The organism is Marinomonas posidonica IVIA-Po-181 (assembly GCF_000214215.1).
Taxonomy (GTDB): domain Bacteria; phylum Pseudomonadota; class Gammaproteobacteria; order Pseudomonadales; family Marinomonadaceae; genus Marinomonas; species Marinomonas posidonica.
Window position 1 is genome coordinate 3,361,079 of the sequence record NC_015559.1, and the last position, 25,576, is coordinate 3,386,654.

Below are 25,576 nucleotides of genomic sequence, written 5' to 3' on the forward strand. Positions count from 1 at the left end.
TAAGATAAAACGCATTCTAACCATAACATGTTTTACAGACAGGAAAGATCATGGAAAAAAAAACCGCTGGTTCTTCTCTTAGCAAAGCACTCAACATGCTAAATCATGTATGTACCTCTCCTGTACCATTGCGCTTTGCTGAACTGGTTGACCTGTCTGAATTGCCTAAAGCCACCGCTCACCGTCAACTTAATACCTTGTTAGAACATGGCCTAGTACGCTTTGATGAGCACAAACAAGCTTATTACCCAGGTTATGGATTATTGGCTTTAGCGCACCGAACTTGGGCCAACTTAGACATTCGAGATGTGGCCGCCTCACCCATGCGTGATTTATGGTCTAGCACCCAAGAAACCATTCACCTAGCCGTTTTAGATGGCGCTGAGGTGATCTACATCGACAAACTAGAAAGCCCTAAAAGCTTGAGGCTATATTCCGCTGTTGGCAAAAAAGGCCCTGTTTATTGCACCGGTGTTGGCAAAGCGATGTTGGCGTTTTTACCACCCAAAAAACAACAACAGGTCATCTGCGAACAAGCCTTTATTCGTCATACTGAGCATACACTCACCACACCGAAAGCACTGCAAGACAATTTACAGCAAATAAAAGACACTGGTATTTCACTGGACCTTGAAGAGCACGAAATAGGAATCAAGTGTGCTGCAGCGCCCATTTTTAATTCACGGCATGAGGTAGTGGCCGCCATCAGTGTCACCGCACCAGCGTTTCGCACTCATGATGATATTTATGAAGAAATGAAAGGTGCAGTAAAATTGGCCGCCGAGGTGATTTCAAAACACCTCGGCGATTGCGAATACTCCGACAATAGATAATCGCTTAAATTGAGCGAGACGCCAAAACCACCTGAGCTAACTCTGCAAAACCTAGCCCTCCAGGTTCACTGGTTTGAAACCTAGGATGATGCTGCATTTGCGCTAAATGATGAGCAATATTGGCCACCCCGACACTAAGTGGAAAACGCGCAAACATACTCTCGTCATTAGGCGCATCCCCCACATACAACACTTGCTCACGCTGCTGTTGCTCGCTCAATTGATACACCTGACTCAGCACCCGTTGCGCCATCGCGAATTTGTCATAACCAGCAGAACACACATTAATGTGAATCGAACTAGCACGTGCGTTTAGCCCTAGCGCTAACAACGCCTCCAAACAGGCTTCTTTGGAAGCAATAGCTGGAGGATTAACATCTTGAGCATAATCAATCGCCACATCGGTCAGACGATAGGCCTGATCACGCGCAAGCTTTAAGTCTGGAAACCCACTTAAAACACCCTCAACTTGCGACAAAATTTGCTGTTGCTCGGCGCGCATCTCAGATTCTTCACGCCAAAAACTATAAGTCAGATGTTGTCGTTCATCACGACCAATAAAACACGCTCCGCCCTCGGTTATGACCCCTTCAACCGGCAAAGCCCTAGCAATCATATCCGACCAACCAGCACAACCGCCGGTCACTGGAATAACTTTTATGCCATGAGCCGCTAGTTCGGCTAAAGATTGCAAGGTTTCTACTGGCAATTGCCCTTGCCAGGTTAAGGTGTCATCGAAGTCCGTTAAAATAAACCGTAAGCGCTGACAATCCTGCATTGCCAACTCAGAAAGAGCATAAATAGACATAGTCACCTTATGAACAAAGTTGTATTTGAACGCCATGCAAGGTGAGTAACTGCTTTTGCTTTTCGGATAATTCATCAGTGAAAATTTGATCAATCGCCGAAAAATCATGCACCCGTGCCATGGCCTTTCGCCCCCATTTATGCCGATCAGCCACCAGCAAACTGTGTCGACTCTGATCCACTAAAACACGACTGACGGCGGCCTCTTCTGGATCAAAATCCAATACCCCCTGCGCCTCATCTAATCCACCACAACCCAACACGCCATAATCAAAATAATATTGCCTTAGGCCTATTAAGGTTTCCTCACCCACTAAATCATAATGGCGGTGCCTCAACTTACCCGCCAACACTCGAACACGAATATGAGGGTATCTGCCAAAGATGCTGGCGACGGTAAGATTGTTGGTGAACACTTGTAAGTGTTGATGAGAAACCAAGGCTTTCGCCACATACTCAACCGTTGTCCCTATGCCTAAAAAGACCGACGCACCGTCAGGAATAATCTCAGCGACTCGAGCTGCAATCGTGGCTTTTGACTCACCGTTTAGTAACTGACGATGATCAAAAGGCAAATTCTCGGTACTTGATAGAGGCGCCACACCACCATGGGTACGGCGCACCAAATGACGCTCCGCCAGCAAATTAATGTCTTTGCGAATGGTTTGAGAAGACACATTAAAACGAGCAACCATGTCTTCCACTAACAAGGCGTCTTCTTGCTGAACCCAATTTAAAATTTGATTCTGTCGGTCACTTAATGCCACATTAAAGCCTTTCATTTTCGACTAAAAATGCAAACTGAGTCGGGTCATCGGTAATCACTGCATCCATCCCCCATTCCCAATGAGACGCCACCAAATCAGGGTCATTTGGTGTATAACAAAGCAACTTATACCCTGCAGCTTTCACGGCTTGCGCTTGTTCTTTGGTTAAAACGCTATAGTCACAATTCAAACTGTAGGCTTCAATGCTCTGTAGTTGAGCTTGCCAGTCATCAGGAATGGCTTCATACAATTGAGCCAAATGTCGCCCATCAGCAATCTCGTAGCACAGTTGCAACGCCTGATGATTAAAGCTAGAAATAATCAATTTATTATTATCCTGCCAATGATCGCGCAATACGGCCATCACAGCTGGCACTATATTCTCTACATCTTTATCAGCGTGTTTGATTTCCAAATTGAGACCCAATCCCAATGACTGGATACATTCCAAAGCTTCTAACAAAGTGGGCACTTTTTCATTGTTAAAAGCCGCTGAAAAATACCCTCCAGCATCAAGTCTAGAGACGTCCGCAGGAAGCAATAGACGGGTTTCCCCTGTGCCGTTCGTGCAACGCTCTAGCGTGTCGTCATGAAAGATCACCAAACCGCCCTCTGCGATCAGATAAACATCAATTTCAACCCAGCTTGCACCGGCTTCAGCCGCGGCTTTAATCGATGACAAGGTGTTCTCTGGTGCTAGCAAGGCTGCACCACGATGCCCCATTACTTTCGTATCTAAAACTGTGTCCGCTGTCATTACTCATCTCACAAGCGTTGTTGCGTTACGGCATCAAAAACATGCCAATGTTCCATAGGCGCTTTTAACCACAATAACGAATTGATTTCAGGCCAATGAGGGCCAGATAAACGAACCACCATAGGCTCCTGCTTTACACCCAGACCCACCGTGCCGTGTATGAGGGTTTCAGCTCCTAACGATTCTACCGCTTGAATGCGTAAAGCGAAATCGGCATTTTCCTCACTCACCACCTCTAAATGTTCAGGGCGAACTCCCCAGATAATGCTACCTCTATGTTCATGAACCAAAGGTAAGGACAACTGATCTGATAGACGAATGCCTTGTTCATCTAAATTGGCTGGCAACAGATTCATCGAAGGCGACCCGATAAACGCAGCCACAAATGGCGTAGCAGGCTTGTTATACAGCGCCATCGGCGAACCAATTTGTTCAGCCTTACCTTTGTTTAGCACCACTAAACGATCTGCTAACGTCATGGCTTCGACTTGATCATGCGTCACGTATAAGGTGGTCGTACCCAATTTTCGTTGCAACTGACGGATCTCGACTCGCATCTGCACTCGCAATTTAGCGTCTAGATTCGACAGCGGCTCATCAAACAAAAACACCTTGGGGTCCCGCACCATGGCACGCCCCATGGCGACTCGCTGACGTTGACCACCGGATAACTGTTTTGGTTTTCGTTCTAACAATTCTTCGAGTCCCAACATGTTCGCCACAGAGGTGACTTTTTTCGCTATGACCTCTTTGCTCTCACCGCGATTCTTCAGACCATAGGCCATATTCGCATACACTGTCATATGAGGATAAAGTGCGTAGTTTTGGAACACCATGGCAATGTCACGATCCGCAGGCTCTTTGTCATTGACCTTTGCCCCTTTGATCATCAAATCGCCTTGCGAAATGGTCTCAAGCCCCGCCACCATTCTCAGCAAAGTTGACTTACCACAACCTGACGGACCAACCAAAACAATGAACTCACCTTCTTCTATCGTCAGATCGATACTTGGAATCGCGTGATACCCATTGGGGTAGGTTTTACCAATATTGTTTAATACTACATCTGACATTTTCTTATTTCTCCGCGTCCACTAAGCCCTTCACAAATAACTTCTGCATACCGATCACCACGGCGACCGGCGGAATCATGGCAAGAAGCGTCGTGACCATGACATGGTTCCATTCAATATCCCCCTGATCCACCGCCAACATGCGTTTAATACTCATTACTAAGGTGTAATAAGCATCGTCTGTGGTGATGATCACGGGCCATAAATATTGATTCCAACCGTAAATAAACATAATGACAAACAAGGCGGCGATGTTGGTACGTGACATGGGCAACAAGATGTCGAAAAAGAATCGAATCGGCCCTGCCCCATCCATTCGTGCCGCCTCAATCAGCTCTCCCGGCATGGTCATAAAACATTGTCGGAATAAGAATGTCGCTGTCGCACTGGCAATCAAAGGCAAGATCAAACCCGAGTAACTGTTCAACATGTCGAGATTCGCCACCACCTCATAAGTCGGCACAATACGTACTTCCACTGGCAACATCAGAGTAATAAAAATCACCCAAAAACACGCGCCCCGAAAAGGAAAACGAAAAAACACAATGGCATAAGCCGATAGCAATGAAATGAATAACTTACCGACAGTGATACCAAGAGCCATGATGAAAGAATTCAGCATCATGTACCAAACAGGCACATCCACACCAGAGCTGGCCTCTCCTAAAAATACGGATCGCCAGTTCTCCACCGCTTGATCCCCAAACCACAATGGAATTTCACCGGCCCCAAAGGATGAACTAGGGTGAGTCGATGCCACCAACGCCACCCAAACAGGCAAGGCCACAACCCCTATTCCCAGCAACAGGGAAAAATGACTAACGAAGGTAAGCCAAGGACGATTTTCTATCATTAGTATTCCACCTTACGTTCAATGTAACGGAACTGAATCACCGTCATAATGCCAACCAAAAACATCAACACCACAGATTGAGCCGCTGAGCTACCCAAGTCTAAGCCAATAAAACCGTCATTAAAGACTTTATACACCATGGTCGCTGTGCTCACGCCAGGACCACCTTGCGTGGTCGCATCGATCACCCCAAAGGTGTCAAAAAAGGCATACACTAGATTGACCACCAACAAGAAAAAGGTAGTCGGCGACAACAGAGGAAACACTATGGTCCAGAAGCGTTTAAATGGGCTGGCACCATCAATCGATGCCGCTTCAATAAGAGAACGAGGTACCGCTTGTAAGCCAGCTAAAAAGAACAAAAAGTTGTAACTGATTTGCTTCCAAGTCGCTGAAATCACTACCAGGGTCATAGCTTGGTCGCCATTCAAGAAATGATTCCAGTCGACACCAAAGTACTGCAGCCACAAGGCAACCGGCCCCATACTGGGATCAAACAATAGCCACCAAAGCACACCAGCCAAAGCTGGGGCGACCGCATAGGGCCAAACCAGTAATGTTTGATAGGTTAATTTACCGCGAATCACTCGATCCGCCATCACCGCCAGCCAAAGCGCAATAGCCAAACCAGAAAAGGCAACAGAGAAACTGAACACCAAAGTGACCCAAATGGACTTGTAATACTGCGGGTCATTAAACAGATAAACAAAGTTATCAAAGCCAACAAACTCTCGGCTTAAACCAAACGCGTCTTCTTGATAGAAGGCTTGTTCAAACGCTTGCTCTGCCGGCCACAAAAAAAAGATAAGAGTGATAACAAGCTGAGGTAAGACCAACAGATAAGGTAATTTTTTATGAGGAAAATACACAGACATTAATACCGCGCCTTGCCATAAGTTGAAACACAAAACCCTCGCTCATCATGAGCGAGGGTCACCGTAACCAACTGACGTTAATTACTTATTGGCTCTTTCAAACTTACGCAGCAACACATCACCACGTTTAACCGCTTCGTCTAACGCAGCCTGAGCGGATTTTTGCCCTGCCCAAACGCTTTCTAACTCTTCGTTAATGATGTCACGAATTTGTACAAAGTTACCCAGACGTAAACCTTTGGAATTTGGCGTTGGCGTACCCGATGTCATCTGAAGCACACCGGTCTCTGTACCTACATTTTGAGCATAGAAACCTTGACCTTTGGTTAGATCGTAGGCGGCACGGGTAATGGGCAAGTAGCCTGAGAATTGGTGCCAATCAGCTTGCACTTCCGCACGTGATAAGAAGCTTAGAAAAGACGCAACGCCTTTGTATTCTTCTTTCTTATGACCTTGTAGTACCCAAAGAGACGCACCACCAATGATGGTATTCTTCGGCTCAGAGATAGCGCTGCCTTGGTAAGGAAGCTGTGACACACCAAAATCAAACTTGGCGTTTTTCTTAATACCAGCATAACCCGCTGAGGAGTTCATAAACATCGCACATTCTTGGCTGTAGAATTTTGGTGCTGAGTCACTGCGACGACCACCATAACTAAAGATACCGTTCTGTTGCCACTCACCCATTTTCTCAATATGTGCCACTTGCAACGAACCATTGAATGTCAATTTCGTGTCGAGACCACCAAAACCGTTTGCTTCACTAGCAAAAGGCACATTGTGACGAGCACTGAAGTTCTCTAACTGAACCCAAGACTGCCAAGCCGTCGTGAAACCACATTTAACACCATTGTCCAGTAACGTCTGAGAAACGCTTTCCATTTCTTCCCAAGTCGTTGGTGGATTCTTAATGCCAGCTTTCGCAAACAAGTCTTTGTTGTAGTAAAGAACTGGCGTTGAACTGTTGAATGGCATAGACAACATGTTGCCGTCTTGATCAGAGTAATAGCCAGTAACAGCACTTAGAAAGCCACTTTGATCAAATGACTGACCTGATTCACGCATTAATTCATAGACAGGGTAAATTGCCCCTTTTGCCGACATCATACTGGCCGTACCCACTTCGAATACTTGCACTATGTGTGGTTGTTTTTTTGCTCGGAAAGCCGCAATTGCGGACGTCATGGTTTCCGTATAATTTCCTTTATAAACAGGCTTTACGGTATAGGCATCTTGAGAGTCATTAAATGCTTTGGCGATCTCATTTACTTTTTCACCATTCGCACCACCCATTGCATGCCACCATTCAATATTGGTTGCTGCAAAGCCGGAGCTTGCAATAGAGAACCCAATCACCGCTGACGCCAATTTCAGTTTATACATTTCCGTGTTCCTCACAATGAGTTGTTTTTAGAAAAGAAAGAACGACTATAGAAACTAAATATTTCAATTTGATGATAGATAGGTTTCATTTGAAACACAAATTCACCCAAATGAAACAACAAAGGAAGTTTAAATTCATAAAGCGGAGAATAAACAGACGTTTACACGTCATTCACTATTGATTTGAAAGATTTTAGTCGAAAAGAAAAGAGATTAACAAAACGGAGAATGTACAGATTATTTTAGAATTTCGTGTTTTAAAGCCAAGGAGAGACGGTCAAATTCTGTGTTCAAGACGATTAAGGCCTTATCTAATTGAGACGTCGCTTCGTCATCGATAATGCGCTGCAAATCGGCAAGTTTATCGCAAAACTGATAACCCGATACCTCTAAGCCAGCCCCTCTTAAACGGTTTGCAACCAAAGCTAAATTGTCCCAATCTCGCTCCATGACATAAATGTCCAGCAATCCCAACAAGCCTGTTGCTTCTTTCAGAAACTCCACGGCCACCAAGATCATCAGCTCTTCATTACGAGCAAGGCGACTTTCAAAGTCTGAACTATCAAATGTGACTAAATCCAATACAGTCTTGCTCCCTAGTCTGTTTGTTTAAGCCATTTCGTCAGTGCTTCCACCAACTTGTCTTGGGACACAGGCTTCGCGATGTGGTCATTCATACCCGCTGAAAAACACTCATCTTGATCTCCCTTCATTGCATTGGCACTTAATGCAATAATTGGCACATTTGCTGGCGTTTCAGTACCATCGAACTGCCTAATATGACGCGTTGCCTCATAACCGTCCATCACTGGCATTTGACAATCCATCAACACCAAATCAAAAGTCATTTGTTGGGCTAAGGTCACTGCACGCTCACCATTTTCAGCAATCACAACCTCAACGCCATACAGATTCAATAAGCCGCGCGCGACTATCTGATTCGTCAAATTGTCCTCTGCTAACAACACCTTAGCATTAAAAACAGGGCTATTTTCTAGCGCGGCATTATTACTCTTGGTCGCCATGACTTCTCCTAAAACGGGTGATTTCAGACTTTCTAAAACATCCAGTAATGGCTTGCTAAACACAGGCTTCATAACAGACGTAATCATCATACTATCACTAAATTCAAACGCTGAGCGAGATTGCAGTAAAACTTGCTGAATCTGCTTTTCTTGACACACACGCTCCAACTTATCGACGTCATGAGAAGACGCCTTTTTTAATACATCAGAATCCAATAGAAGCAGTCTTTCAAAACCCTTATCACTGGCTAAAGCCTCACTTAAACCACCAAAGCTGGTAACCTGACAGCCTAATGAGTCAAGCACACTCACAACATAAGAACGGCCTGTATCATTCTGATAAATGAGCGTCACGCTGGCATCGTAACTCACTGTCTGAGGCGCCTCAATGGCACTCACTTGGATTGGGATTTGTACATAAAAACTCGACCCAACGCCTTTCTGAGACTCTAAACGAATCTCACCTCCCATCGCAGCCACAATTTCCTTACTGATGGCCAACCCTAAACCCGTACCACCAAAACGTCTGGTAGTAGAACCATCCGCCTGCTTGAAACGCTGAAATAAGCTCGACTGAGCCTCCTCAGATATGCCAATTCCTGTGTCCTGAACCGTGAACGATAAAACGTGATGATCGTCCGCTTGTCGGTCAATCGTCAGAGTTAAATTCACCTCGCCGACCTGAGTAAATTTTACTGCATTACCCACCAAATTCATGATGACCTGTTTCAGTCTCACACGATCACCAGACAAGGTTAAATTGGGTACTAAGGTAGCCGGCACATTTAAAATGATGCCTTTTTCTTCCGCTTTAAGACTGGCGATATTCGTCACTTCCTCGACCAAAGCGCTTAATAAAAAAGGCTCAGCCTCGATACTCAGTGCCCCAGCTTCAATTTTAGAAAGATCCAAAATATCATTGATGACATCTAACAAAGACTCAGAGCTGTGTTTTGATAAAGTCGCCAAATGTGTTTGGTTGGGGTTTAACTTGCTGTTTAATAACAAGGTCAAACTGCCAATCACACCATTCAATGGCGTACGAATTTCATGACTCATATTCGCCAAAAACTCACTTTTAGCACGATTTGCCTGCTCCGCTTCGTCTTTTGCTCTACTTTGCTTCAATTCAGACAACTTAAGGCTGTCGTTCGCTAATTGAAGATCTTTGGTACGCAACCGAACTTTGTTTTCAACGTCGGCTGCATGACTGCTAACAATTAATAAAAACCAACCAAACAAACCCGCCACAAATAAACTAAAAGCCAAAACTAGCTGAACAATCCACGGCTGCTTAAAGAAATAACTGTGGCTAACTTGATAAAGCTGCCAAGTTTTTGCACCAACGCGAATATCGGCTTTCACGGCATGTTGAAAATCACCTTTTTCATAAGTGGCTAACAAGTCAGAAACGGATAGATTCGCTGCCATATTTTTAGCCACTAACACAGGCTCGCCTCCATAACCAAATTCGTCCACTAAATACAAATCCGTGTTCGGCAAACGGCCTTTTTGAACTATGGTATCGGTTAAGGTCGACAAGGTAATAATTGAACTGGCAACCCCTAGAAAGGCATCCGTCTGTTGATCAAAGAAAGGTAAAAACAGCAAAACCCCTTTAGTGTCCTTTACAAGGCGCAACGGAGAAGTTGGATAAACCTGTTTATTTTGAATGGCTTGATCCAATGCAAAATGTCTGTCTGCTTGAGAATAGACATCATAACCAAGTGCGTCAGCATTGAGCTCAAGTGGCGAGAGAAAGGTCATCACAATGTGTCTATCCCTGGGGGTTACGGCTACTAAGTCGCCCGTTAATGACCTTTCCTTCACCTTAAATTCCCGATCTTGGTAAAATCGCTGGATTCTCTTTTCGAATGCTGAAATATTGTTGCCCGCCACTGAAAAATTCAATGAAACACCAATAATCGAATCGTCCCTTTGCATCACACGATCAGAAAAAAAGGCAAACTCTTCAGCATTGATTTCTTCACTGCCGTCAATGAAAGCCACAAAGCTATAAAGCATATCCACCGCATTTTTTACACGATTCGAAATAGAGACGTCTAACAATTCAGCGTTAGACTGAAATTCCTTAACTTGCCGATTCCATTCCGCATAACTTCCGCCCCAAGACAAAACGGCAACTATTAACAAAACCACAACAAGGCCGTTCATTAACCGCATTGGACGATCAAAATAACCGCCAAATAGAGATGGCAGAAATACTGCTAACCAAGGCACGATAAAGATGACACCAATCATGTCACCAGCCCACAAAACACTCCAGTTTAGCCAATACTGCGAATACTCTATGGCACCAAAAAACAATAAAGAGGAAGCCTCAATACTTGCTCCTATCAGCGTTGACAACACCCCACCGAGCACCACAAAACGCATCGCCTGACGACTGCGATGAAACAAACGCGGAACATCAACAAAACGACGCACCAAATAACCACCAACACAGGATTGCAAGGTTGCTCCCATTGCAATACACACAGGTAACGCCAAAGCAAACGTTTGATTATTCGACCAAGTAATAAAAACATTGATGAGTACAGAACCAAGGAACACACCGAACGGAGCATATTTTGGGAAGAACATAACAGCGACGAGTGCCAAGCCAGATGCAGGCCAGATAATCGTTGAATAACCTGGGGATACGGCCACCGCCAGACCAACTGCTCCCAACACCGAATAACCCAGCGCTGTCAGCAAAATGACCTTTGCGATTTTTGTCATCATAAAATCCCTTAAAATAAGTCATCTAAGCATAGACAAACTGAGTCAGGGGATAAGTAAGATATTGGTTATGTTATGTAATAAAGAGGATTACAAAATCCCATAAAAAAAGCCCGCTAGTAAACTAGCGGGCTTTCTTCATCATGGTGCCCAGAGACGGAATCGAACCGCCGACACGAGGATTTTCAATCCTCTGCTCTACCGACTGAGCTATCTGGGCAAGTGGGGCGTATTATAGAGAAACCTTTTTTAGGGTCAATAGTTTTTTTTGAAAAAAACATAAAAACTTAGTTTTCTCTGATTGTCTGGTATTATCTCTAAATATCAAGGAGATAAATTCATGCTACACATTGTACTTTACCAACCTGAAATCCCACCCAATACAGGTAATGTTATCCGCCTTTGTGCAAACACTGGCTACCACCTTCACCTAATCGAGCCTTTGGGCTTTGAGTTAGAAGATAAAAAGCTACGTCGTGCGGGCTTGGACTATCATGAGTTCACTCGTTTAAAGCGCTACCCAGATTTCCAAGCTTTTCTGGATCAAAATGAGACAGGCACTGTGTATGCTCTGACAACAAAAGGCAGCCATACTCATAGTGAAGCAGAATTTGCTGCGAATGATGTCTTAGTGTTTGGCCCAGAAACACGAGGCTTACCCGCTGACTTTATCGAAGCCTTGCCAGCAGCCCAGCGTCTGCGACTGCCTATGCAGACTAATTCTCGTAGCTTAAACCTTTCCAATACCGTGGCCGTGATGGTCTATGAGTCATGGCGGCAACTCAACTATGCCATGCCTAGTGACATACAAGCTTAGGAGCCCAATGAATTCTCTTAGCCTCCTGTTAAAACGTAAAAATAGCCGTCGCCAATTTCGTAAAGAAGTGCACCTTCACGAAACCACTGACTTAAAAAAGCGTCTGTTACTGTTCGCCGGCGTCATTGCTCTTCACAGTCTCGCCATGATGTTGTTTGAGGATTTAAATTGGTGGCAAGCTTTCTGGCTCACCATGACCTCAGCCAGTACAACCGGTTATGGGGATTTATCCGCCGTCAGCTTTTGGGGACAGCTTTGTACCATCGTATTAATTTACGGAATGGGCATAACCCTACTAGCACAAATTGCCAGTGACTATGTTGAACTCAGATTAATGCGTAAAGAAATGCGCATCAAAGGCCGCATGAGGTGGGATCATATGCAAGATCATATTCTTATTATCAATACTCCAAAATATGACGCAGAGCGTTATCTAGGCTTGTTGGTAAATCAGATCAACCAAACACCTGAATTAGCCGACACGCCAATTCAAATTCTCACCACAGCCTTTCCCGATGGTCTGCCAAACGACCTCAGGTTACAAGGCGTGGTTCACCATACAGGTGATGCCTTAGAAGATGGTATGTTGCTGTCTGCTGGCATACAAAGTGCCAAATACGTGATTGTGTTGTCACCAGATAGCCGCAACAATCATTGTGACAGCTTAATTTTTGATGCCTTACATAGGATCAAACAGATTGGCTCGTCTGCGTTTATTTTGGCCGAAGCCATTAATGATGGGAATCGCCCTCGTTTCAAAGCGGCTGGGGCAAATGCTGTGATTCGTCCAATTCGAGCCTACCCAGAAATGCTAGTACGGTCTTTGATCGCACCGGGAACCGAGCAAGTACTGGAAGACTTGTTTCGCCATCAAGGAGATCACACCATTCGTCTAGACATCTGCTTGTCTGATGTTAGCTGGGCTCATGTGGTCACAACGCTGATCCAAAAAGACATAGGAACGGCACTAGGTTATGTGAAGCAAGGTGGGGATATTGTCACTCACCCTCAGTCCAAAGAGATGATCGACGCTAAGGGTCTGATTATTCTCGTAAACGACAATCAGCAGTTGCCTGAAGCGGAGCAGATTCGCCGTTTATTTGTCTAAATCGCTTAACTCATAATGAGTGACGACTGAAAGCTAACTTTGCAGCTTGATAGCCAAGGAAGGGTCTATACCATCTATGTTTTGAAGTAAGGGGAGAAAAGACAAACCAACACGGGCACGAATAGAACTGGCGAGGATGCTGACTAAAATCAGCGCCCCCCGCGATGCGGTTAAAGTTGACCTGTTAATGTCAGGTACTTTTCCATCAACTGCTCTTCCGTTTCTTTATGATTCGGATCCAGAGGAATGCAGTCAACAGGACAGACCTGTTGACACTGTGGTTCGTCAAAATGACCAACACACTCAGTGCATTTTGAGGGTTCAATGACGTATATTTCTTCCCCTTGAAAAATGGCCTCATTCGGGCATTCAGGTTCGCATACGTCACAGTTTATACAATCATCGGTAATAATAAGAGACATTCGTTCTCTCCAAAATCGCCATAGATTCTACAGCGCAATCAAACAAATCAGCTTTACAGCGTTTGATAATGTTCCTGAAGTACTCGTTTCACTTCAGGGTTCACAAATTGTCCAAAATCACCATTAAGTGAAGCAATTTCTCGAACTAACGTAGAAGAAATATAGGAGTGCTTCTCTGAAGGCGTCAAGAAAATGCTTTCCACATCGGGCGCAATCACACGATTCATATTGGCCAATTGGAATTCATATTCAAAATCCGACACAGCACGCAAGCCACGAATAACGACCTGACCATTCACTGAGCGAGTAAACTCAGTTAACAGATTATCGAAACCAAGTACTTCCACATTGGGTAAATGCCCAAGCACTTTCTTTGCCAATGAAATACGCAATTCATGGGACAAGGCCGGACGTTTTTTAGGGCTCGCAGCCACCGCAACTATTACTTTTGAAAATAGTTTTGAGGCGCGATCAACCAAATCCGTATGGCCGTTTGTAATAGGATCAAATGTCCCCGGATAAACCGCAATCGTACTCATAGCTTTCATCCAAAAAATTAACAAGGGAGCAGGAGCTAAGGCTGTTTTATTACATGTCGCCTATCTTCACTCCCATTTAGGGGTCGCATCATATAGGAATATGCCGATCTTCTCAATTCGACACATTCCTCTGCCTATTTATCCGCGTGATGCCCCGCATCACTTAGTTCTATCCGAAACCGTAAAAAGCCAAGGCTTGTTTCGAAAAAGAAATGGCCAAGAAGATAAAGATAGGTGATAAATCCAATCCTCCCAACGGCGGAATAACGCGCTGACAAGCACTATACAAAGGTGCAGTGATCTGAGCAACCAGCATCGCACCTGGATGATTCGCCCCTGGCGCAACCCAGCTTAGGATCACTGAAATCAACATTGCCCAAAAGTACAAGTCTAACAAGTGATACAACACCCCGACGACAGTCGCAATAAAATATTGCACCGGTTGAGCGTTCACACCATGTGCAAAGTTAATTAACAGCAGGGTGAGGAGTTGCACAATCAAGGCTAATACCAAAGATGCCGTGTCAAGACGACCTATCGACGGTATTATTTTACGCAATGGAATGATAAATGGACTGGTCGCTTTTACCACACCCTGACTAATGGGGTTATAAAAATCGGCTCGAGTAAGCTGCAGCACCATGCGCAGCAGTACAATGAATAAATACAGGTTACCAATGACTTGTATTAACATCACGAATGGGTTTGATTGCATTACCATTTTCCTTAGTTAAATGTTGTCTAGGCTGAAAAATCGTCAGCCATAACCTTTGAACGATCGATACAGGCTGTCATGGCATCCGCTACTACTTGATCAATATTGGACGCTTCAAAAGACAATAACGCTTGTTCGGTGGTGCCATTTGGTGAGGTAATATTTTGCCTCAACTGTGCGATTGGCTCATCGATTTCAACCACCATTCGCGCAGCCCCTAACATAGCATGACTCGCCAGTTTGCGACTGCTTTCTTCGTCAAGGCCTTGTTGTTTAGCCTCTTTTATCATGGCTTCCACAAAGCGGTAGAAGTAAGCAGGGGCACTACCAGATAACGCAGTCACCGTGTGCATCTGAGCTTCATCGTCCACCCAGACTGAGTCACCAATACTGGCGAACAATTCCGTAACCCAGACTTTTTGAGCTTGAGTTGTTTGAGTATTGGCGATTAAACCCGTCATCCCCGCACCAATTTGCGAAGGCGTATTCGGCATGCTTCGAACCACAGCAACAGAACTATTCAGCCAATGAGATAACGCAGCGATTTCCACTCCTGCGGCCACTGATATGTACAACTGGTCTTGACGAACCTGTGATGCAAACGCCTCAATCACAGACTGCATCTGAGCAGGCTTTACACATAACACAATCACATCAGCTTGTTGAACGGCTTGCAGGTTATCTGCCAACATAGTGATGCCATATTCACCCGCATAATGCGCGCGTTTTTCTGCCGTTCTTGACGTGCCAATAATGTTTTTCGCTGGGTAGCCACTCGCCAATAATCCACTAAAAATGGATCTTGCCATATTTCCAACGCCTATAAAGGCGATACTTGGTGTCATTTTGTATCCTAATATTGTGTTTTTAATCGTTATAGACGCTTATCAAAAGTCGACATATTGGCGTTAATGGGCATAATCTCGTGCCCCAAAAATCGCAGTACCCACGCGAACCATAGTGCTCCCTGATGCAATCGCGGCGGGCAAATCACCCGACATACCAATGGATAATGTGTCTATCATGCGATCGTATTTGGATAATTCAAGAAACGCCTGCTGTAAAGGTTGGTAAACCTGGCACTGAGCTTCATAGCTTTGCTGAGGCGCCGGAATCGCCATCAAACCTCGTAACTGAAGATTCGGCAAGCTTTGAACCAATTCAACCATCACGGGTAATTGTTCTAATAAAATACCTGATTTGCTTTCTTCACCACTGATGTTGACCTGAATACACACCTGTAGCCTTGGCATTGCTTCAGGCCTTTGCTCACTTAAACGACGCGCAATTTTTTCGCGATCAATGGAATGTACCCAATGCATGGTTTCGGCAATTTGGCGTGACTTATTCGATTGAATCGGCCCAATAAAATGCCACTCTATGTCTGTGAGTTCTGATAATGCGTGGTGCTTGTCAAAAGCTTCTTGGACGTAGTTTTCGCCAAAGGCCCTTTGTCCTGATTGGTAAGCAGCCTTTATGTCGTCGAGGGGTTTGGTTTTGCTCACAGCCAATACACGCACACTGGTTTGATCACGACCTGCGTCTAGTGCCAACTGCTCAACTTGTTGCATCACCTGAGAGAGGTTTTGTGTTACCTGATCGGCATGAGAGTGATTTGTGTCGAGTGCCATGCTTGTGCCTCTTACTGTCTTAATCAAGCAACTGAATAACATACCTTATTCACTTGCCAAGTAGAAACACATGATACCACTAAAGGAAAAGCACTTATAAAGAATAAAACTCATTGCTGGTATCGTATAAGGCACCATGAAACTCAATTTGATAGCCAGACACATTTTTCAATGAATTGGCAGCAAAATGCGCGGCCTGATACAGAGCTTCTAAGCTAGAATGTTCAGGATAAAACCCAATGCCAATGGAAACACCCGATCCAATCAAACCATTACTGACATACTTTTCATGCTCCATGGACGCTAAAAGTTTAGTTGCAACGACTTCCGCATCCGATAGATTCTGAATGCGAATTCCCATAACCAATTCACGTTCATCATAGTGCGCTATCAAATCATTCTCACGCACTGTTTCACGGATCAATTCCGCTAATACTTTTAGCTCTTCGTCCTCCACTTTCTTCTTAGAAAGCAATTGTATAGAGAACATGGCTGCACGCTGAAAATGACGACGAGAATCTTTCAGCACTATGCCAAAACTGTTTTCAAAACTGAAACGACGCAACAGACCGGTAACAGGGTCTCGATGATTATCTTCTAATAATTGATAATCTGCTTTTTCACGAATAAAGACTGCATCCAGCCAAGAACTGTAAGCATCCAATGCGGTTTCCATCAGTTCGCTTTCTAACTGCTGCTGATGCTTTTGAAAAGCCAGCATGATGTAAATTGCACCCTGCTCGTCTGAGTTACTGACCATGGACACATCAGAAAAATTATGGGTGTTTAGGAAAGTTTGCCAAGACTGCCAGTTCGCCGCATTGAGGATGTCAGACTCGTGACGTTTTTGACAAGAAGGGGCTGCCGCGAACGAAATAAGTGCTTGAGGAACATCCGCCAACATACCTTTCGGATTCAAAAGACTTTCGCTCACTAGATCTGAATACTGGAGTCGCCACTGTAGACAATCTTTGTCACATATTAAAAATAAACAATAAGACTGTGACAACTGTGATTTTATCTTTTCACGAAATCGGTTCAACAAAGAACTTAAAGGCGCTCCTTTAGAGATAATTTGCATCATCTGAGACATATCACTGTACAAGCTCTTAATGAAATCTCGTTCTTTCTCTAAAAAAGACACACGAGTACGCAACGCTTGCTGTTCATCCAACAGTGATTTTGAAGATTCTATAGACATAAAACAATACAACCAGTAGCAAATCCTTGTTTAGCTAGATTAACCACCTAAGACAAAAAGTAAAGAATTTGTATAGATAAGTTGGCTAAAAAACCAACTTATCCTGCAAATCAGCTACGAAAGTTGATAAATTCGCTGTCCAGATATGTAAGTTGCCGTCACTTGCCCGATAAACTCATCTTCAAAGTAGGGAGAGTTGTGACCTTTCGTTTTGCGGTTCTCATACGTCCAATGCCATCTAGAGGTACTGTCAAACAGTATAAAGTCAGCAAAACTGCCTATTGCTAACGACCCTGCTTCCAAACCAAAACACGCCGCTGGACCTGACGTTAGACACGTTAGTAAAGTCGAAAAATCCAAGTCCCCTTCATCCAACAAGGTCATAGCCAACGGCAATAGAATTTCAACGTTTGCCATGCCGGGTTCAGTGGCGGCAAATGGAGCGATTTTCGCCATTTTTTCATGGGGCTGGTGATCAGAACATATCGCTGAAATCACACCTTGTTTGATGCCTTCGATTAAGGTTAGACGATCCCCCTCACCACGCAATGGTGGCAACACATGGAAGCGCCCATCAAATTGGTTCAACACATCGTCACTTAACAGGATATTATGCAAGGCCACATCCGCTGATACGTCCAACCCTGCCGCTTTCGCATCCGCTATCATTTCGATCGATTTCGCACAAGACAGACGAGCAAAATGGGCGCGTACGCCAGTTTTCTCTACCAGTAATAAATCTCGCATTAAAGCAACGGTTTCCGCTGTATCCGGAATGCCTGCCAATCCGTGCATAGTGGAGTACAGACCTTCGTGGGCACAACCGCCATCCGACAAGCTTTTATCTTCTGGATGAAACACCACTAAAAGATCGTGTGTCGCCGCGTATTCCAGAGCACGCGATAATACTTTGGCACTTTTCATTTCATGACGACCATTCGATACCGCCACACAACCCGCTTCCGTCAGCGCCACCATATTACTGAGCTGTTCCCCTTCCAAACCTTGTGTTAAGGCTCCGATAGGAAACACATTAGCCATTCCCGCTTCATCCGCTTTATCTTGAATTAATGCCGCTACCGCTGGTGTGTCGACTATCGGTTTGGTATCAGGAGGGCAAATCAAAGTGGTGACACCACCCGCAACTGCCGCACGACCTTCGGTCGCTATGCTGCCTTTTTGCGTTTGACCTGGCTCGCGCAATGCCACCGCCAAATCCACTAAACCAGGCAGCACCCATTTGCCCGAGGCATCCACCACCTCGGCCTCTTCGAAATCGGCTGGGGCCTCACCTATCGCCACAATTTTTTGATCTTCAACAAACAAATCTAGGATAGCATCAAGGTTTTGACTAGGATCGATCAAACGACCATTCTGAACTCGTAATTTCATACTACTTCTCACCCTCGCTGCCTTGGTCCGTTTCGGCTTTCTGCAGTTGACCACTCATCGCCATAGACATCACGGCCATGCGTACTGCAATCCCATTGGTCACCTGATTCAAAATCACAGAATGACCACCATCCGCGACTTCTGAAGAAATCTCAACACCTCGGTTAATCGGCCCAGGGTGCATCACTATGGCGTCAGGCTTAGCCCAAGACAAGGACTCTTCCGTCAAACCATACAAGCGGTAAAATTCACTTTCACTTGGCAGTAAAGCACCCTGCATGCGTTCTTTTTGCAACCTCAACATAACCACGACATCAACGTCTTTCAGACCCGCCTCTAAGTCATGACAGATTTTTGCCCCCATTTCAGAGAAGAAGCCTGGCACCAATGTCTTAGGCCCAACCAAGCGCACTTCATCCACGCCTAGCGTAGTGAGCGCTTGCAACTGAGACCGAGCCACTCGGGAATGCAAGATGTCGCCAACAATCGCAACTTTGAGCCCTTCAAATTGCCCTTTATGACGGCGTATGGTCAACATATCGAGCATGGCTTGAGTTGGGTGCGCATGGCGACCGTCACCAGCATTGATAATGGCCACATTAGGCGTGCAATGTTCGGCAATAAAATGCGCCGCGCCACTGTCCGAATGACGAACCACAAACATGTCGCTTTGCATGGCTTGCAAGTTTTGCAAAGTATCCAGCAAGGATTCGCCTTTTGAGGTAGCAGAGGTTTCAATGTTGAGGTTAATCACATCGGCAGATAATCGCTTAGCTGCCAATTCAAAAGTGGTGCGGGTACGTGTGGAGTTTTCAAAAAAAAGATTGACCACGGTTTTCCCTCTCAACAGAGGAACTTTCTTGACCGATTGTTCGCCCATCGTCAGAAAAGAATCGGCCCGATCCAAAATCTCCGTCAGAATCGTTTTGTCCAAACCGTCCAAGGTTAAAAAGTGTTTTAACTGGCCGTCGTCGTTTAGTTGTAATGCCCGTGATTCGGATCGCATCATGGTTTGCTTTCCTCAAGCTACAAAGGCGGAGTTCGCCTTTCTCTTTAAAACAAAATAGGTCGATAAGAAAATGCCCGGTACAGATAACTGCAACCGGGCATTAAGAACATCAAGTAACAAGTCCACCTATTTTTCGGTGAAATCCAGTACGACCGATTACTTTTTCATAAAACTTATCCATAGGGTAATTGTCGTACTTGTTCAGCAAAAAATAAAGGCTTGAAAACAGATTAATCTGTCTCAATCACAGAAACCGCAAGCGGTTTCGGCCCAGTTAACTTAACCCTTTGATCAGGATTAAGCTTCAAACTTTCTCCTACGATGTCAGCCGCGATTGGCAACTCGTGCTGACCAAGATCGTATAAAATAGCTAGGGTAATACTAGCAGGGCGTCCGAAATCAAAAATTTCGTTCATTGCGGCGCGAATGGTACGCCCCGACATCAATACATCATCCACCAGAATCACATGACGATCCTCAATCGCTGGCAGAGAAGTCTGATTGACCTTAGGATTCAAGCCTGCTTTGGTAAAATCATCTCGATAAAACGTAATGTCCAAAGTGGCTAACGGATCTTTTGTTGGCGCTGCAGACATTAGTTGTTCCGCTACCCACACTCCACCAGTATGAATCCCAACCACAATTGCATTCTCGATTTGTTTAGCTTGGCAGTAATCTGCTAACTGCTGCTTCATTGAGGCCAAAGAAGGCTCTAAATCTAATGTCATTTTGTTATTAACCTGTTTTGAAACTCTAATCTGTCATCACACACCGTTTACTGACAACGCCGATCTTAATAGTGTTCAGCAAACCATGTTTCCAAAATCATCTGCGCGGCCAACCCATCGACAGAGTTGTCTTTAAAATTCCGATTACCGCCACGTGCGATCACTTGCCCTTTCGCTTCATAAGAAGACAGTCGCTCATCCATCATATGGTATGGCAGGTTAAATCGTCCATGTAATCGTTTGGCAAATTTCCGCGCTCGTTGGCACATTTCATTCTCTTGTCCATCCATGTCGAGCGGCAACCCAACCACTACGGCATTAGGTTGCCATTCTGCAAACACTTTTTCAATTTCATCCCAATTGGGAATGCCATCACGTGCTTTGATCGGTTCTAAAGGCTGAGCCGTTCCCGTGAGACTTTGTCCGATCGCCAACCCGATTCGAGTGGTGCCAAAATCAAAACCCAATACGGATTGCGTCGTATTGGGTTTTGCTGTGTTGTTTTCTGGTGACGCACTTGCTGTCATTAACCATGTCCTATGTCCGGTGAAAGTCTCGTCATATCAATGCCCAAAACTTGAGTCGCTGCGGTAAACTGAAGCTCACTTGGCGTATTGAATAATACGTCTAAATCCGCTTCACATACCAGCCAATCATTGTTCGCAATTTCCGTTTCCAGCTGTCCATCTTCCCAACCTGCGCAACCAAGTGTGATACGAAACGCATTCGGTCCCTGACCTTGCGCAATGTCCTCTAAGGCCTTCAAAGATGCCGACAAAGACACATCGGAGGTGACAGGGAGCGTATTATTCCATCTTTTATCCGCAGTATGCAGAATAAAACCGCGCTCCGCTTCAACCGGACCACCGGTATAAATCGTTTCGGTTAACAAATCTGGATGCTCTATTGGCATACTCAAATGATCGGCCAATTCACTAAAATCAATATTAGAAGGGCGATTAATAATAATCCCCATCGCGCCTGCTGGCGTATGTTCACAAAGATAGATCACAGTATGTTCGAAGTGCGGGTCATTAAGGTGCGGCATTGAGATTAGAAAATGATTTTTAAAAGAATCAAATACAGTCATAACATGAGCCCTCTTTATCAAATAAAAAACGCAATTACTGGATTAAAAAACACTGTGCCAGCCTGGCAGAAGAAATACATGTAGAAGAGCAAAGAATGCGACCAAATCAATAAAGCCGCCACTGTCAGTATAGGACAAACTGAGAATTTACCTAGCCAATCCTCACATTTTATTACGAAATCACTTCAAAATTGTCCATTCAGTTAGTAAACTAGAGTTCAATCGAATCATCAATGATTAAATCCTCTTTTACGGAATAGGGTCATAAAAATGCCGCTCAACTTACTCAATTTTGGACAAACAAGTACGACGTCTGTCGTGGCTGTTGCCTGCCCAAAAGCGTTAAGTTTGTCCCATTGGACACAGCATTTTCAGGCAGAAACCGTGGATTTACGCTACTTTTTCCATAGTGGTTGGTCTTCTTAGACTGATATTTGTATCGCTTTTATCCATTACGCCTTTTTAAGGGGTATATCAAAACGACAAATACACACTTTTATGCGGAATAAAGGACACTATGATGACATTACAAGCCATTGACTATACAAGTAAAAAAGCCCAAGAAGACTTTGTTAAATCCCTTCACGAAACAGGGTTTGGGGTCTTAAAAAACCACCCTATACAACAATCTTTGGTAAGTACTATCTACCAAGAATGGCAGCACTTCTTCGATGGCGAAGACAAACAAAATTACCTTTATCATAAAGGCACACAAGACGGTTTTTTCCCCGCTGACATCTCTGAGACAGCCAAAGGTCATTCAAAGAAAGACATCAAAGAATACTTCCATTACTACCCTTGGGGACAATGTCCACTTGAGCAAAAAGCATTACTTGCACAGTATTATTCTGAAGCCAATGAACTCGCGTCTGAATTGCTTGGCTGGGTTGAAGCACACACGCCAGCTGAGGTAGCAAAACACTACTCTCAATCTCTATCCAGTATGGTGGAAGACAGTGACCAAACCTTACTGCGTGTTTTGCATTACCCACCATTGAAGGGTGATGAGGAGCTGGGGGCGATTCGTGCTGGTGCGCACGAAGACATCAACTTACTGACTATCCTACCGTCGGCTAATGAGCCTGGCTTACAAGTCAAAGCCAAAGATGGCTCTTGGATGGACGTACCTTGTGACTTCGGTACCTTGATCATTAACATTGGTGACATGCTACAAGAAGCCTCTGGTGGCTACTTTCCCTCTACGTCGCATCGAGTCGTGAACCCGGAAGGTGCAGATAAAACCAAGTCACGTATTTCCTTACCTTTGTTTTTACACCCAAAACCAGAGGTAGTCTTGTCAGATCGCTATACCGCCAAGAGCTATTTGCATGAACGCTTAGTCGAATTGGGCGTGATTTAATTGAACTCTAAAAGAAAAAAGGCGACGGTTTAAGTCGCCTTTTTTCTTTCTAGTGACCTTAGATGGTAATCCCCTTCTCTATCCTTACGTATCGTGCAAATTCTGCGCATCTTGCTGGTTATTTCAGCTAAATGCCTTTAATTTGTTTGGAATGCCCATAACAAGTTTCTAATCATTATTTTTTAGGTATGACATTATGAGCACCTCTCTTAATATTCAGTTTGTTTCAGACATCATGTGCCCTTGGTGCGTTGTCGGTCTGGGGAATTTGAACAAAGCTCTAGATCAATTAGATGACTCTGTTACCGTCGATCTAACGTTCCAACCCTTTGAGTTGAACCCAAATATGCCTGCGGAAGGACAGAATGTTCGTGAACATATCATCGAAAAATATGGCATATCCGAACAAGAATCCGATCAAAACCGAGCCATGATTCAAGCCCGCGGTAAGGAGGTCGACTTCAACTTTAATTTTACCTCTGACAGCCGTATGCGAAATTCATTTGATGCGCATCGCCTTCTGCATTGGGCAGGTGCTCAAGGCAAGCAAGCTGAATTAAAAGCGTCCTTGTTTAAAGCTCACTTTACTCACAACCAAGACGTGAGCGACTATTCAGTATTAGCCAATCTAGCCGCCAGTGTGGATTTAGATTTAGCCGAAGCGAAGGCCATATTAGAGGGTCAGCATTATGCTGATGAGGTTCGAGAGCAAGAAGCATTTTGGCAGCAAAACGGCATCAGTTCCGTACCGACAGTGATCATCAATAACAAATACGCGATCTCAGGTGGGCAACCGGCAGACGTTTTCAAAAGTGCTTTGGAGGAAATTATGGCAAAAGACGCCGAATAAATTCTTCATATATTTTTCAATAGCAAACAATAAAATGCCCCTACCATGGGGCATTTTTGTTACTAACGATTCACCTCACCAGACTAAAAAGGATAAGGTGTAGCACTCGCTTTTACCGTCATCCATTGCCAGTGAGTATACAAATCCCAATCTGCAGGACCACAGACTGCATTGCCATTGCCCGATGCACCACAACCACCAAATGGGTTAATGCATTCATCGTTTACCGTCTGATCGTTAATATGCAGTAAGCCAACATGCAGCTGAGAACCAATAGCCTGAGCACGAGAAAGATCGTTCGAAATCACCGCCCCAGCCAAACCGTACTCAGTATTATTCGCCAGCTCAATCGCTTCATGATCGTCTTTAAAGCTCACCAAGTTCACGACTGGACCGAAGATTTCTTCATCAAACGAGCGCATCCCTGGAGTCACACCGCTCAGCACGGTAGGTGCATAAAATGGACCATTAAAGGTGCCACCCACTTCCAACTTAGCACCAGCAGCGACCGTATCCTTTACAATGGAATTAATTTTCAGCATCTGACGTTGATTGATAATTGGCCCAAGTGCGACTTCCTCCGTTGCAGGATTACCAACGGGCAAATGACTGGCCTTTTCAACGATTTTTGCGGTGAGTGCTTCAGCAATGCTTTCTTGTACCAGAATGCGTCCTGATGCCATGCAAATTTGTCCTTGATGGAAATAGGCTCCCCAGGCAATATTACTGGCTGCCACATCTAGATCCGCATCTTCCAAAACAATCAAAGAGCTTTTTCCTCCCAACTCTAAAGACACTTTTTTCAAATTTCGGCCACAGGCTTCACCCACTTTACGACCCGCTGCCGTCGACCCAGTGAACGCCACCATCTGCACTTCGGGTGCGGCACACAAGGCTTCACCCGCTTCCACACCACCAGGTAACACTTGGAATAGACCTTTTGGAAAACCGGCTTCTTCCAATGCCATGGCGAGAATAAAGCCACCTGTAACAGGGGTTTGTGGATCAGGCTTAGTGACTACAGCATTGCCTGTTGCTAGCGCTGGTGCAATAGAACGAATGGATAAAATCAGAGGAAAATTAAAGGGCGAAATAACACCAACAACACCAAGTGGTTGACGCTTTGCATAAGATTGACGATCTGGCGTAGAAGGTAAGGTTAAACCATTTGGCTCCAATGTCATATTGGCAGCCAATTGAAGAATTAGAATAGCTTCTTTGATTTCATGCATTCCTTTAGGAATGATGCCACCCGTTTCACGGGCCACATAAAAGGCAAGATCATCAAAATTTGTTTGCAGAAATTGTGCGGCTTTATGAAATAAAGCGGCTTTGTCGCGAGGTGCCACCGCAGACCAAACCTTCTGAGCTTGGCTGGCTTGCTGACAAGCCGTATAAATATCGTCGGCACTGGCCATCGCCACTTGGCTTAATACTTCTCCAGTTGCAGGCTCTATCACCTCTTGTGTTTGCTTGGCCACAGGCCAATCACCATTAAAAAATTTACCTGACCACTTTTGTGATGCCAATACAGAATTAGACATAGGTTTGTTCTCCTGTTTATTTTTATTAGAAATCCACTGTCATGGGATTCCAATA

The 25,576-nt window shown here is 44.7% G+C and carries 27 protein-coding genes and 1 tRNA gene; 6 read left to right on the forward strand and 22 right to left on the reverse strand.

Annotated elements, in window-relative coordinates:
- The first annotated feature begins 50 nt into the window (after window positions 1-50).
- A complete protein-coding gene (locus MAR181_RS15485) occupies window positions 51-833 on the forward strand; it encodes an IclR family transcriptional regulator (protein WP_013797542.1) in 783 nt (260 codons plus the stop codon).
- Between the two features lie 4 nt (window positions 834-837).
- Here MAR181_RS15485 and MAR181_RS15490 read toward each other — a convergent pair whose 3' ends face one another.
- The 10 genes from MAR181_RS15490 to MAR181_RS15535 all read right to left on the reverse strand — a co-directional run bounded on the left by MAR181_RS15490 (window position 838) and on the right by MAR181_RS15535 (window position 11,335).
- Complete coding sequence (locus tag MAR181_RS15490) at window positions 838-1,641, reverse strand: HAD-IIB family hydrolase (RefSeq protein WP_013797543.1); 804 nt, start codon at window positions 1,639-1,641, stop codon at window positions 838-840.
- 7 nt (window positions 1,642-1,648) lie between these two features.
- The gene (locus MAR181_RS15495) at window positions 1,649-2,407 is read right to left on the reverse strand and encodes a DeoR/GlpR family DNA-binding transcription regulator (protein ID WP_013797544.1); all 759 of its coding nucleotides are present in this window, start codon (window positions 2,405-2,407) and stop codon (window positions 1,649-1,651) included.
- A 1-nt stretch (window position 2,408) separates the two neighbouring features.
- Complete coding sequence (locus MAR181_RS15500; RefSeq protein ID WP_013797545.1) at window positions 2,409-3,164, reverse strand: glycerophosphoryl diester phosphodiesterase; 756 nt, start codon at window positions 3,162-3,164, stop codon at window positions 2,409-2,411.
- Window positions 3,165-3,172: 8 nt separating this feature from the next.
- Window positions 3,173-4,237 (reverse strand): sn-glycerol-3-phosphate ABC transporter ATP-binding protein UgpC, encoded by a 1,065-nt coding sequence (ugpC, locus tag MAR181_RS15505; RefSeq protein ID WP_013797546.1) that lies wholly within the window; start codon window positions 4,235-4,237, stop codon window positions 3,173-3,175.
- A gap of 4 nt (window positions 4,238-4,241) precedes the next feature.
- Window positions 4,242-5,090, reverse strand: coding sequence for a sn-glycerol-3-phosphate ABC transporter permease UgpE (gene ugpE, locus MAR181_RS15510; protein ID WP_013797547.1), 849 nt, complete (start codon window positions 5,088-5,090; stop codon window positions 4,242-4,244).
- The gene (gene ugpA / locus MAR181_RS15515; RefSeq protein WP_013797548.1) at window positions 5,090-5,965 is read right to left on the reverse strand and encodes a sn-glycerol-3-phosphate ABC transporter permease UgpA; all 876 of its coding nucleotides are present in this window, start codon (window positions 5,963-5,965) and stop codon (window positions 5,090-5,092) included. The genes ugpE and ugpA overlap by 1 nt, the downstream gene beginning before the upstream one ends.
- Window positions 5,966-6,046: 81 nt before the next feature.
- The gene (gene ugpB, locus MAR181_RS15520; RefSeq protein WP_013797549.1) at window positions 6,047-7,348 is read right to left on the reverse strand and encodes a sn-glycerol-3-phosphate ABC transporter substrate-binding protein UgpB; all 1,302 of its coding nucleotides are present in this window, start codon (window positions 7,346-7,348) and stop codon (window positions 6,047-6,049) included.
- A 237-nt stretch (window positions 7,349-7,585) separates the two neighbouring features.
- Window positions 7,586-7,930, reverse strand: coding sequence for a hypothetical protein (locus tag MAR181_RS15525; protein ID WP_013797550.1), 345 nt, complete (start codon window positions 7,928-7,930; stop codon window positions 7,586-7,588).
- Window positions 7,931-7,944: 14 nt separating this feature from the next.
- Window positions 7,945-11,118, reverse strand: coding sequence for an ATP-binding protein (locus MAR181_RS15530; protein WP_013797551.1), 3,174 nt, complete (start codon window positions 11,116-11,118; stop codon window positions 7,945-7,947).
- Between the two features lie 141 nt (window positions 11,119-11,259).
- Window positions 11,260-11,335, reverse strand: a tRNA-Phe gene (locus tag MAR181_RS15535).
- A 120-nt stretch (window positions 11,336-11,455) separates the two neighbouring features.
- Here MAR181_RS15535 and trmL point away from each other — a divergent pair.
- Together trmL and MAR181_RS15545 are read left to right on the forward strand one after the other, a co-directional pair.
- On the forward strand, window positions 11,456-11,932 hold the full coding sequence (gene trmL, locus MAR181_RS15540) for a tRNA (uridine(34)/cytosine(34)/5-carboxymethylaminomethyluridine(34)-2'-O)-methyltransferase TrmL (RefSeq protein WP_013797552.1): 477 nt from the start codon (window positions 11,456-11,458) through the stop codon (window positions 11,930-11,932).
- Between the two features lie 7 nt (window positions 11,933-11,939).
- On the forward strand, window positions 11,940-13,040 hold the full coding sequence (locus MAR181_RS15545; RefSeq protein WP_013797553.1) for a potassium channel family protein: 1,101 nt from the start codon (window positions 11,940-11,942) through the stop codon (window positions 13,038-13,040).
- A gap of 170 nt (window positions 13,041-13,210) precedes the next feature.
- Here MAR181_RS15545 and MAR181_RS15550 read toward each other — a convergent pair whose 3' ends face one another.
- The 11 genes from MAR181_RS15550 to MAR181_RS15600 form a co-directional block, all read right to left on the reverse strand.
- A complete protein-coding gene (locus MAR181_RS15550) occupies window positions 13,211-13,462 on the reverse strand; it encodes a YfhL family 4Fe-4S dicluster ferredoxin (RefSeq protein ID WP_013797554.1) in 252 nt (83 codons plus the stop codon).
- A gap of 53 nt (window positions 13,463-13,515) precedes the next feature.
- Entirely contained in the window at window positions 13,516-14,001 is a 486-nt protein-coding gene (gene coaD, locus MAR181_RS15555) for a pantetheine-phosphate adenylyltransferase (RefSeq protein WP_013797555.1), read from the reverse strand.
- 169 nt (window positions 14,002-14,170) lie between these two features.
- Window positions 14,171-14,716 (reverse strand): YggT family protein, encoded by a 546-nt coding sequence (locus MAR181_RS15560; protein WP_013797556.1) that lies wholly within the window; start codon window positions 14,714-14,716, stop codon window positions 14,171-14,173.
- Window positions 14,717-14,742: 26 nt separating this feature from the next.
- The gene (proC, locus tag MAR181_RS15565; RefSeq protein ID WP_013797557.1) at window positions 14,743-15,561 is read right to left on the reverse strand and encodes a pyrroline-5-carboxylate reductase; all 819 of its coding nucleotides are present in this window, start codon (window positions 15,559-15,561) and stop codon (window positions 14,743-14,745) included.
- Between the two features lie 63 nt (window positions 15,562-15,624).
- On the reverse strand, window positions 15,625-16,347 hold the full coding sequence (locus MAR181_RS15570; RefSeq protein ID WP_013797558.1) for a YggS family pyridoxal phosphate-dependent enzyme: 723 nt from the start codon (window positions 16,345-16,347) through the stop codon (window positions 15,625-15,627).
- A gap of 94 nt (window positions 16,348-16,441) precedes the next feature.
- Window positions 16,442-17,548 carry a diguanylate cyclase domain-containing protein gene (locus MAR181_RS15575; RefSeq protein WP_013797559.1) on the reverse strand — a complete coding sequence of 369 codons (1,107 nt, stop codon included), beginning with the start codon at window positions 17,546-17,548 and terminating at the stop codon, window positions 16,442-16,444.
- Window positions 17,549-17,662: 114 nt separating this feature from the next.
- Window positions 17,663-18,940 carry a dihydroorotase gene (locus MAR181_RS15580; protein WP_013797560.1) on the reverse strand — a complete coding sequence of 426 codons (1,278 nt, stop codon included), beginning with the start codon at window positions 18,938-18,940 and terminating at the stop codon, window positions 17,663-17,665.
- A 1-nt stretch (window position 18,941) separates the two neighbouring features.
- Window positions 18,942-19,949: an aspartate carbamoyltransferase catalytic subunit gene (locus tag MAR181_RS15585; RefSeq protein ID WP_013797561.1), complete on the reverse strand. Its 1,008-nt coding sequence runs from the start codon at window positions 19,947-19,949 to the stop codon at window positions 18,942-18,944.
- Between the two features lie 230 nt (window positions 19,950-20,179).
- The gene (pyrR, locus tag MAR181_RS15590) at window positions 20,180-20,677 is read right to left on the reverse strand and encodes a bifunctional pyr operon transcriptional regulator/uracil phosphoribosyltransferase PyrR (protein ID WP_013797562.1); all 498 of its coding nucleotides are present in this window, start codon (window positions 20,675-20,677) and stop codon (window positions 20,180-20,182) included.
- A 65-nt stretch (window positions 20,678-20,742) separates the two neighbouring features.
- Complete coding sequence (gene ruvX, locus MAR181_RS15595; RefSeq protein WP_013797563.1) at window positions 20,743-21,204, reverse strand: Holliday junction resolvase RuvX; 462 nt, start codon at window positions 21,202-21,204, stop codon at window positions 20,743-20,745.
- Window positions 21,204-21,767 carry a YqgE/AlgH family protein gene (locus tag MAR181_RS15600; RefSeq protein WP_013797564.1) on the reverse strand — a complete coding sequence of 188 codons (564 nt, stop codon included), beginning with the start codon at window positions 21,765-21,767 and terminating at the stop codon, window positions 21,204-21,206. The genes ruvX and MAR181_RS15600 overlap by 1 nt, the downstream gene beginning before the upstream one ends.
- A gap of 270 nt (window positions 21,768-22,037) precedes the next feature.
- On the opposite strand from MAR181_RS15600, the gene MAR181_RS18505 reads away from it, so the two are divergent.
- The 3 genes from MAR181_RS18505 (at window position 22,038) to MAR181_RS15610 (ending at window position 23,977) form a co-directional block, all read left to right on the forward strand.
- Entirely contained in the window at window positions 22,038-22,193 is a 156-nt protein-coding gene (locus MAR181_RS18505) for a hypothetical protein (RefSeq protein ID WP_013797565.1), read from the forward strand.
- 94 nt (window positions 22,194-22,287) lie between these two features.
- Window positions 22,288-23,127 (forward strand): 2OG-Fe(II) oxygenase family protein, encoded by an 840-nt coding sequence (locus MAR181_RS15605; RefSeq protein WP_013797566.1) that lies wholly within the window; start codon window positions 22,288-22,290, stop codon window positions 23,125-23,127.
- Window positions 23,128-23,323: 196 nt separating this feature from the next.
- The gene (locus tag MAR181_RS15610; protein ID WP_013797567.1) at window positions 23,324-23,977 is read left to right on the forward strand and encodes a DsbA family oxidoreductase; all 654 of its coding nucleotides are present in this window, start codon (window positions 23,324-23,326) and stop codon (window positions 23,975-23,977) included.
- A gap of 83 nt (window positions 23,978-24,060) precedes the next feature.
- Here MAR181_RS15610 and MAR181_RS15615 read toward each other — a convergent pair whose 3' ends face one another.
- Window positions 24,061-25,521 (reverse strand): benzaldehyde dehydrogenase, encoded by a 1,461-nt coding sequence (locus MAR181_RS15615; RefSeq protein WP_013797568.1) that lies wholly within the window; start codon window positions 25,519-25,521, stop codon window positions 24,061-24,063.
- Window positions 25,522-25,576: the final 55 nt, after the last annotated feature.

Coding starts and splice junctions, on each gene's coding strand:
- ugpA (WP_013797548.1), bottom strand. CDS start 5,965: ATGTCTGTGTATTTTCCTCATAAAAAATTACCTTATCTGTTGGTCTTA.
- MAR181_RS15570 (WP_013797558.1), bottom strand. CDS start 16,347: ATGGCACTCGACACAAATCACTCTCATGCCGATCAGGTAACACAAAAC.
- MAR181_RS15575 (WP_013797559.1), bottom strand. CDS start 17,548: ATGTCTATAGAATCTTCAAAATCACTGTTGGATGAACAGCAAGCGTTG.
- MAR181_RS18505 (WP_013797565.1), top strand. CDS start 22,038: ATGCCGCTCAACTTACTCAATTTTGGACAAACAAGTACGACGTCTGTC.
- MAR181_RS15545 (WP_013797553.1), top strand. CDS start 11,940: ATGAATTCTCTTAGCCTCCTGTTAAAACGTAAAAATAGCCGTCGCCAA.
- proC (WP_013797557.1), bottom strand. CDS start 15,561: ATGACACCAAGTATCGCCTTTATAGGCGTTGGAAATATGGCAAGATCC.
- MAR181_RS15490 (WP_013797543.1), bottom strand. CDS start 1,641: ATGTCTATTTATGCTCTTTCTGAGTTGGCAATGCAGGATTGTCAGCGC.
- MAR181_RS15610 (WP_013797567.1), top strand. CDS start 23,324: ATGAGCACCTCTCTTAATATTCAGTTTGTTTCAGACATCATGTGCCCT.
- trmL (WP_013797552.1), top strand. CDS start 11,456: ATGCTACACATTGTACTTTACCAACCTGAAATCCCACCCAATACAGGT.
- MAR181_RS15550 (WP_013797554.1), bottom strand. CDS start 13,462: ATGTCTCTTATTATTACCGATGATTGTATAAACTGTGACGTATGCGAA.
- ugpE (WP_013797547.1), bottom strand. CDS start 5,090: ATGATAGAAAATCGTCCTTGGCTTACCTTCGTTAGTCATTTTTCCCTG.
- MAR181_RS15485 (WP_013797542.1), top strand. CDS start 51: ATGGAAAAAAAAACCGCTGGTTCTTCTCTTAGCAAAGCACTCAACATG.
- pyrR (WP_013797562.1), bottom strand. CDS start 20,677: ATGACATTAGATTTAGAGCCTTCTTTGGCCTCAATGAAGCAGCAGTTA.
- ugpB (WP_013797549.1), bottom strand. CDS start 7,348: ATGTATAAACTGAAATTGGCGTCAGCGGTGATTGGGTTCTCTATTGCA.
- ruvX (WP_013797563.1), bottom strand. CDS start 21,204: ATGACAGCAAGTGCGTCACCAGAAAACAACACAGCAAAACCCAATACG.
- MAR181_RS15580 (WP_013797560.1), bottom strand. CDS start 18,940: ATGAAATTACGAGTTCAGAATGGTCGTTTGATCGATCCTAGTCAAAAC.
- MAR181_RS15605 (WP_013797566.1), top strand. CDS start 22,288: ATGACATTACAAGCCATTGACTATACAAGTAAAAAAGCCCAAGAAGAC.
- MAR181_RS15530 (WP_013797551.1), bottom strand. CDS start 11,118: ATGATGACAAAAATCGCAAAGGTCATTTTGCTGACAGCGCTGGGTTAT.
- MAR181_RS15585 (WP_013797561.1), bottom strand. CDS start 19,949: ATGATGCGATCCGAATCACGGGCATTACAACTAAACGACGACGGCCAG.
- MAR181_RS15500 (WP_013797545.1), bottom strand. CDS start 3,164: ATGACAGCGGACACAGTTTTAGATACGAAAGTAATGGGGCATCGTGGT.
- coaD (WP_013797555.1), bottom strand. CDS start 14,001: ATGAGTACGATTGCGGTTTATCCGGGGACATTTGATCCTATTACAAAC.
- MAR181_RS15560 (WP_013797556.1), bottom strand. CDS start 14,716: ATGCAATCAAACCCATTCGTGATGTTAATACAAGTCATTGGTAACCTG.
- MAR181_RS15615 (WP_013797568.1), bottom strand. CDS start 25,521: ATGTCTAATTCTGTATTGGCATCACAAAAGTGGTCAGGTAAATTTTTT.
- MAR181_RS15600 (WP_013797564.1), bottom strand. CDS start 21,767: ATGACTGTATTTGATTCTTTTAAAAATCATTTTCTAATCTCAATGCCG.
- ugpC (WP_013797546.1), bottom strand. CDS start 4,237: ATGTCAGATGTAGTATTAAACAATATTGGTAAAACCTACCCCAATGGG.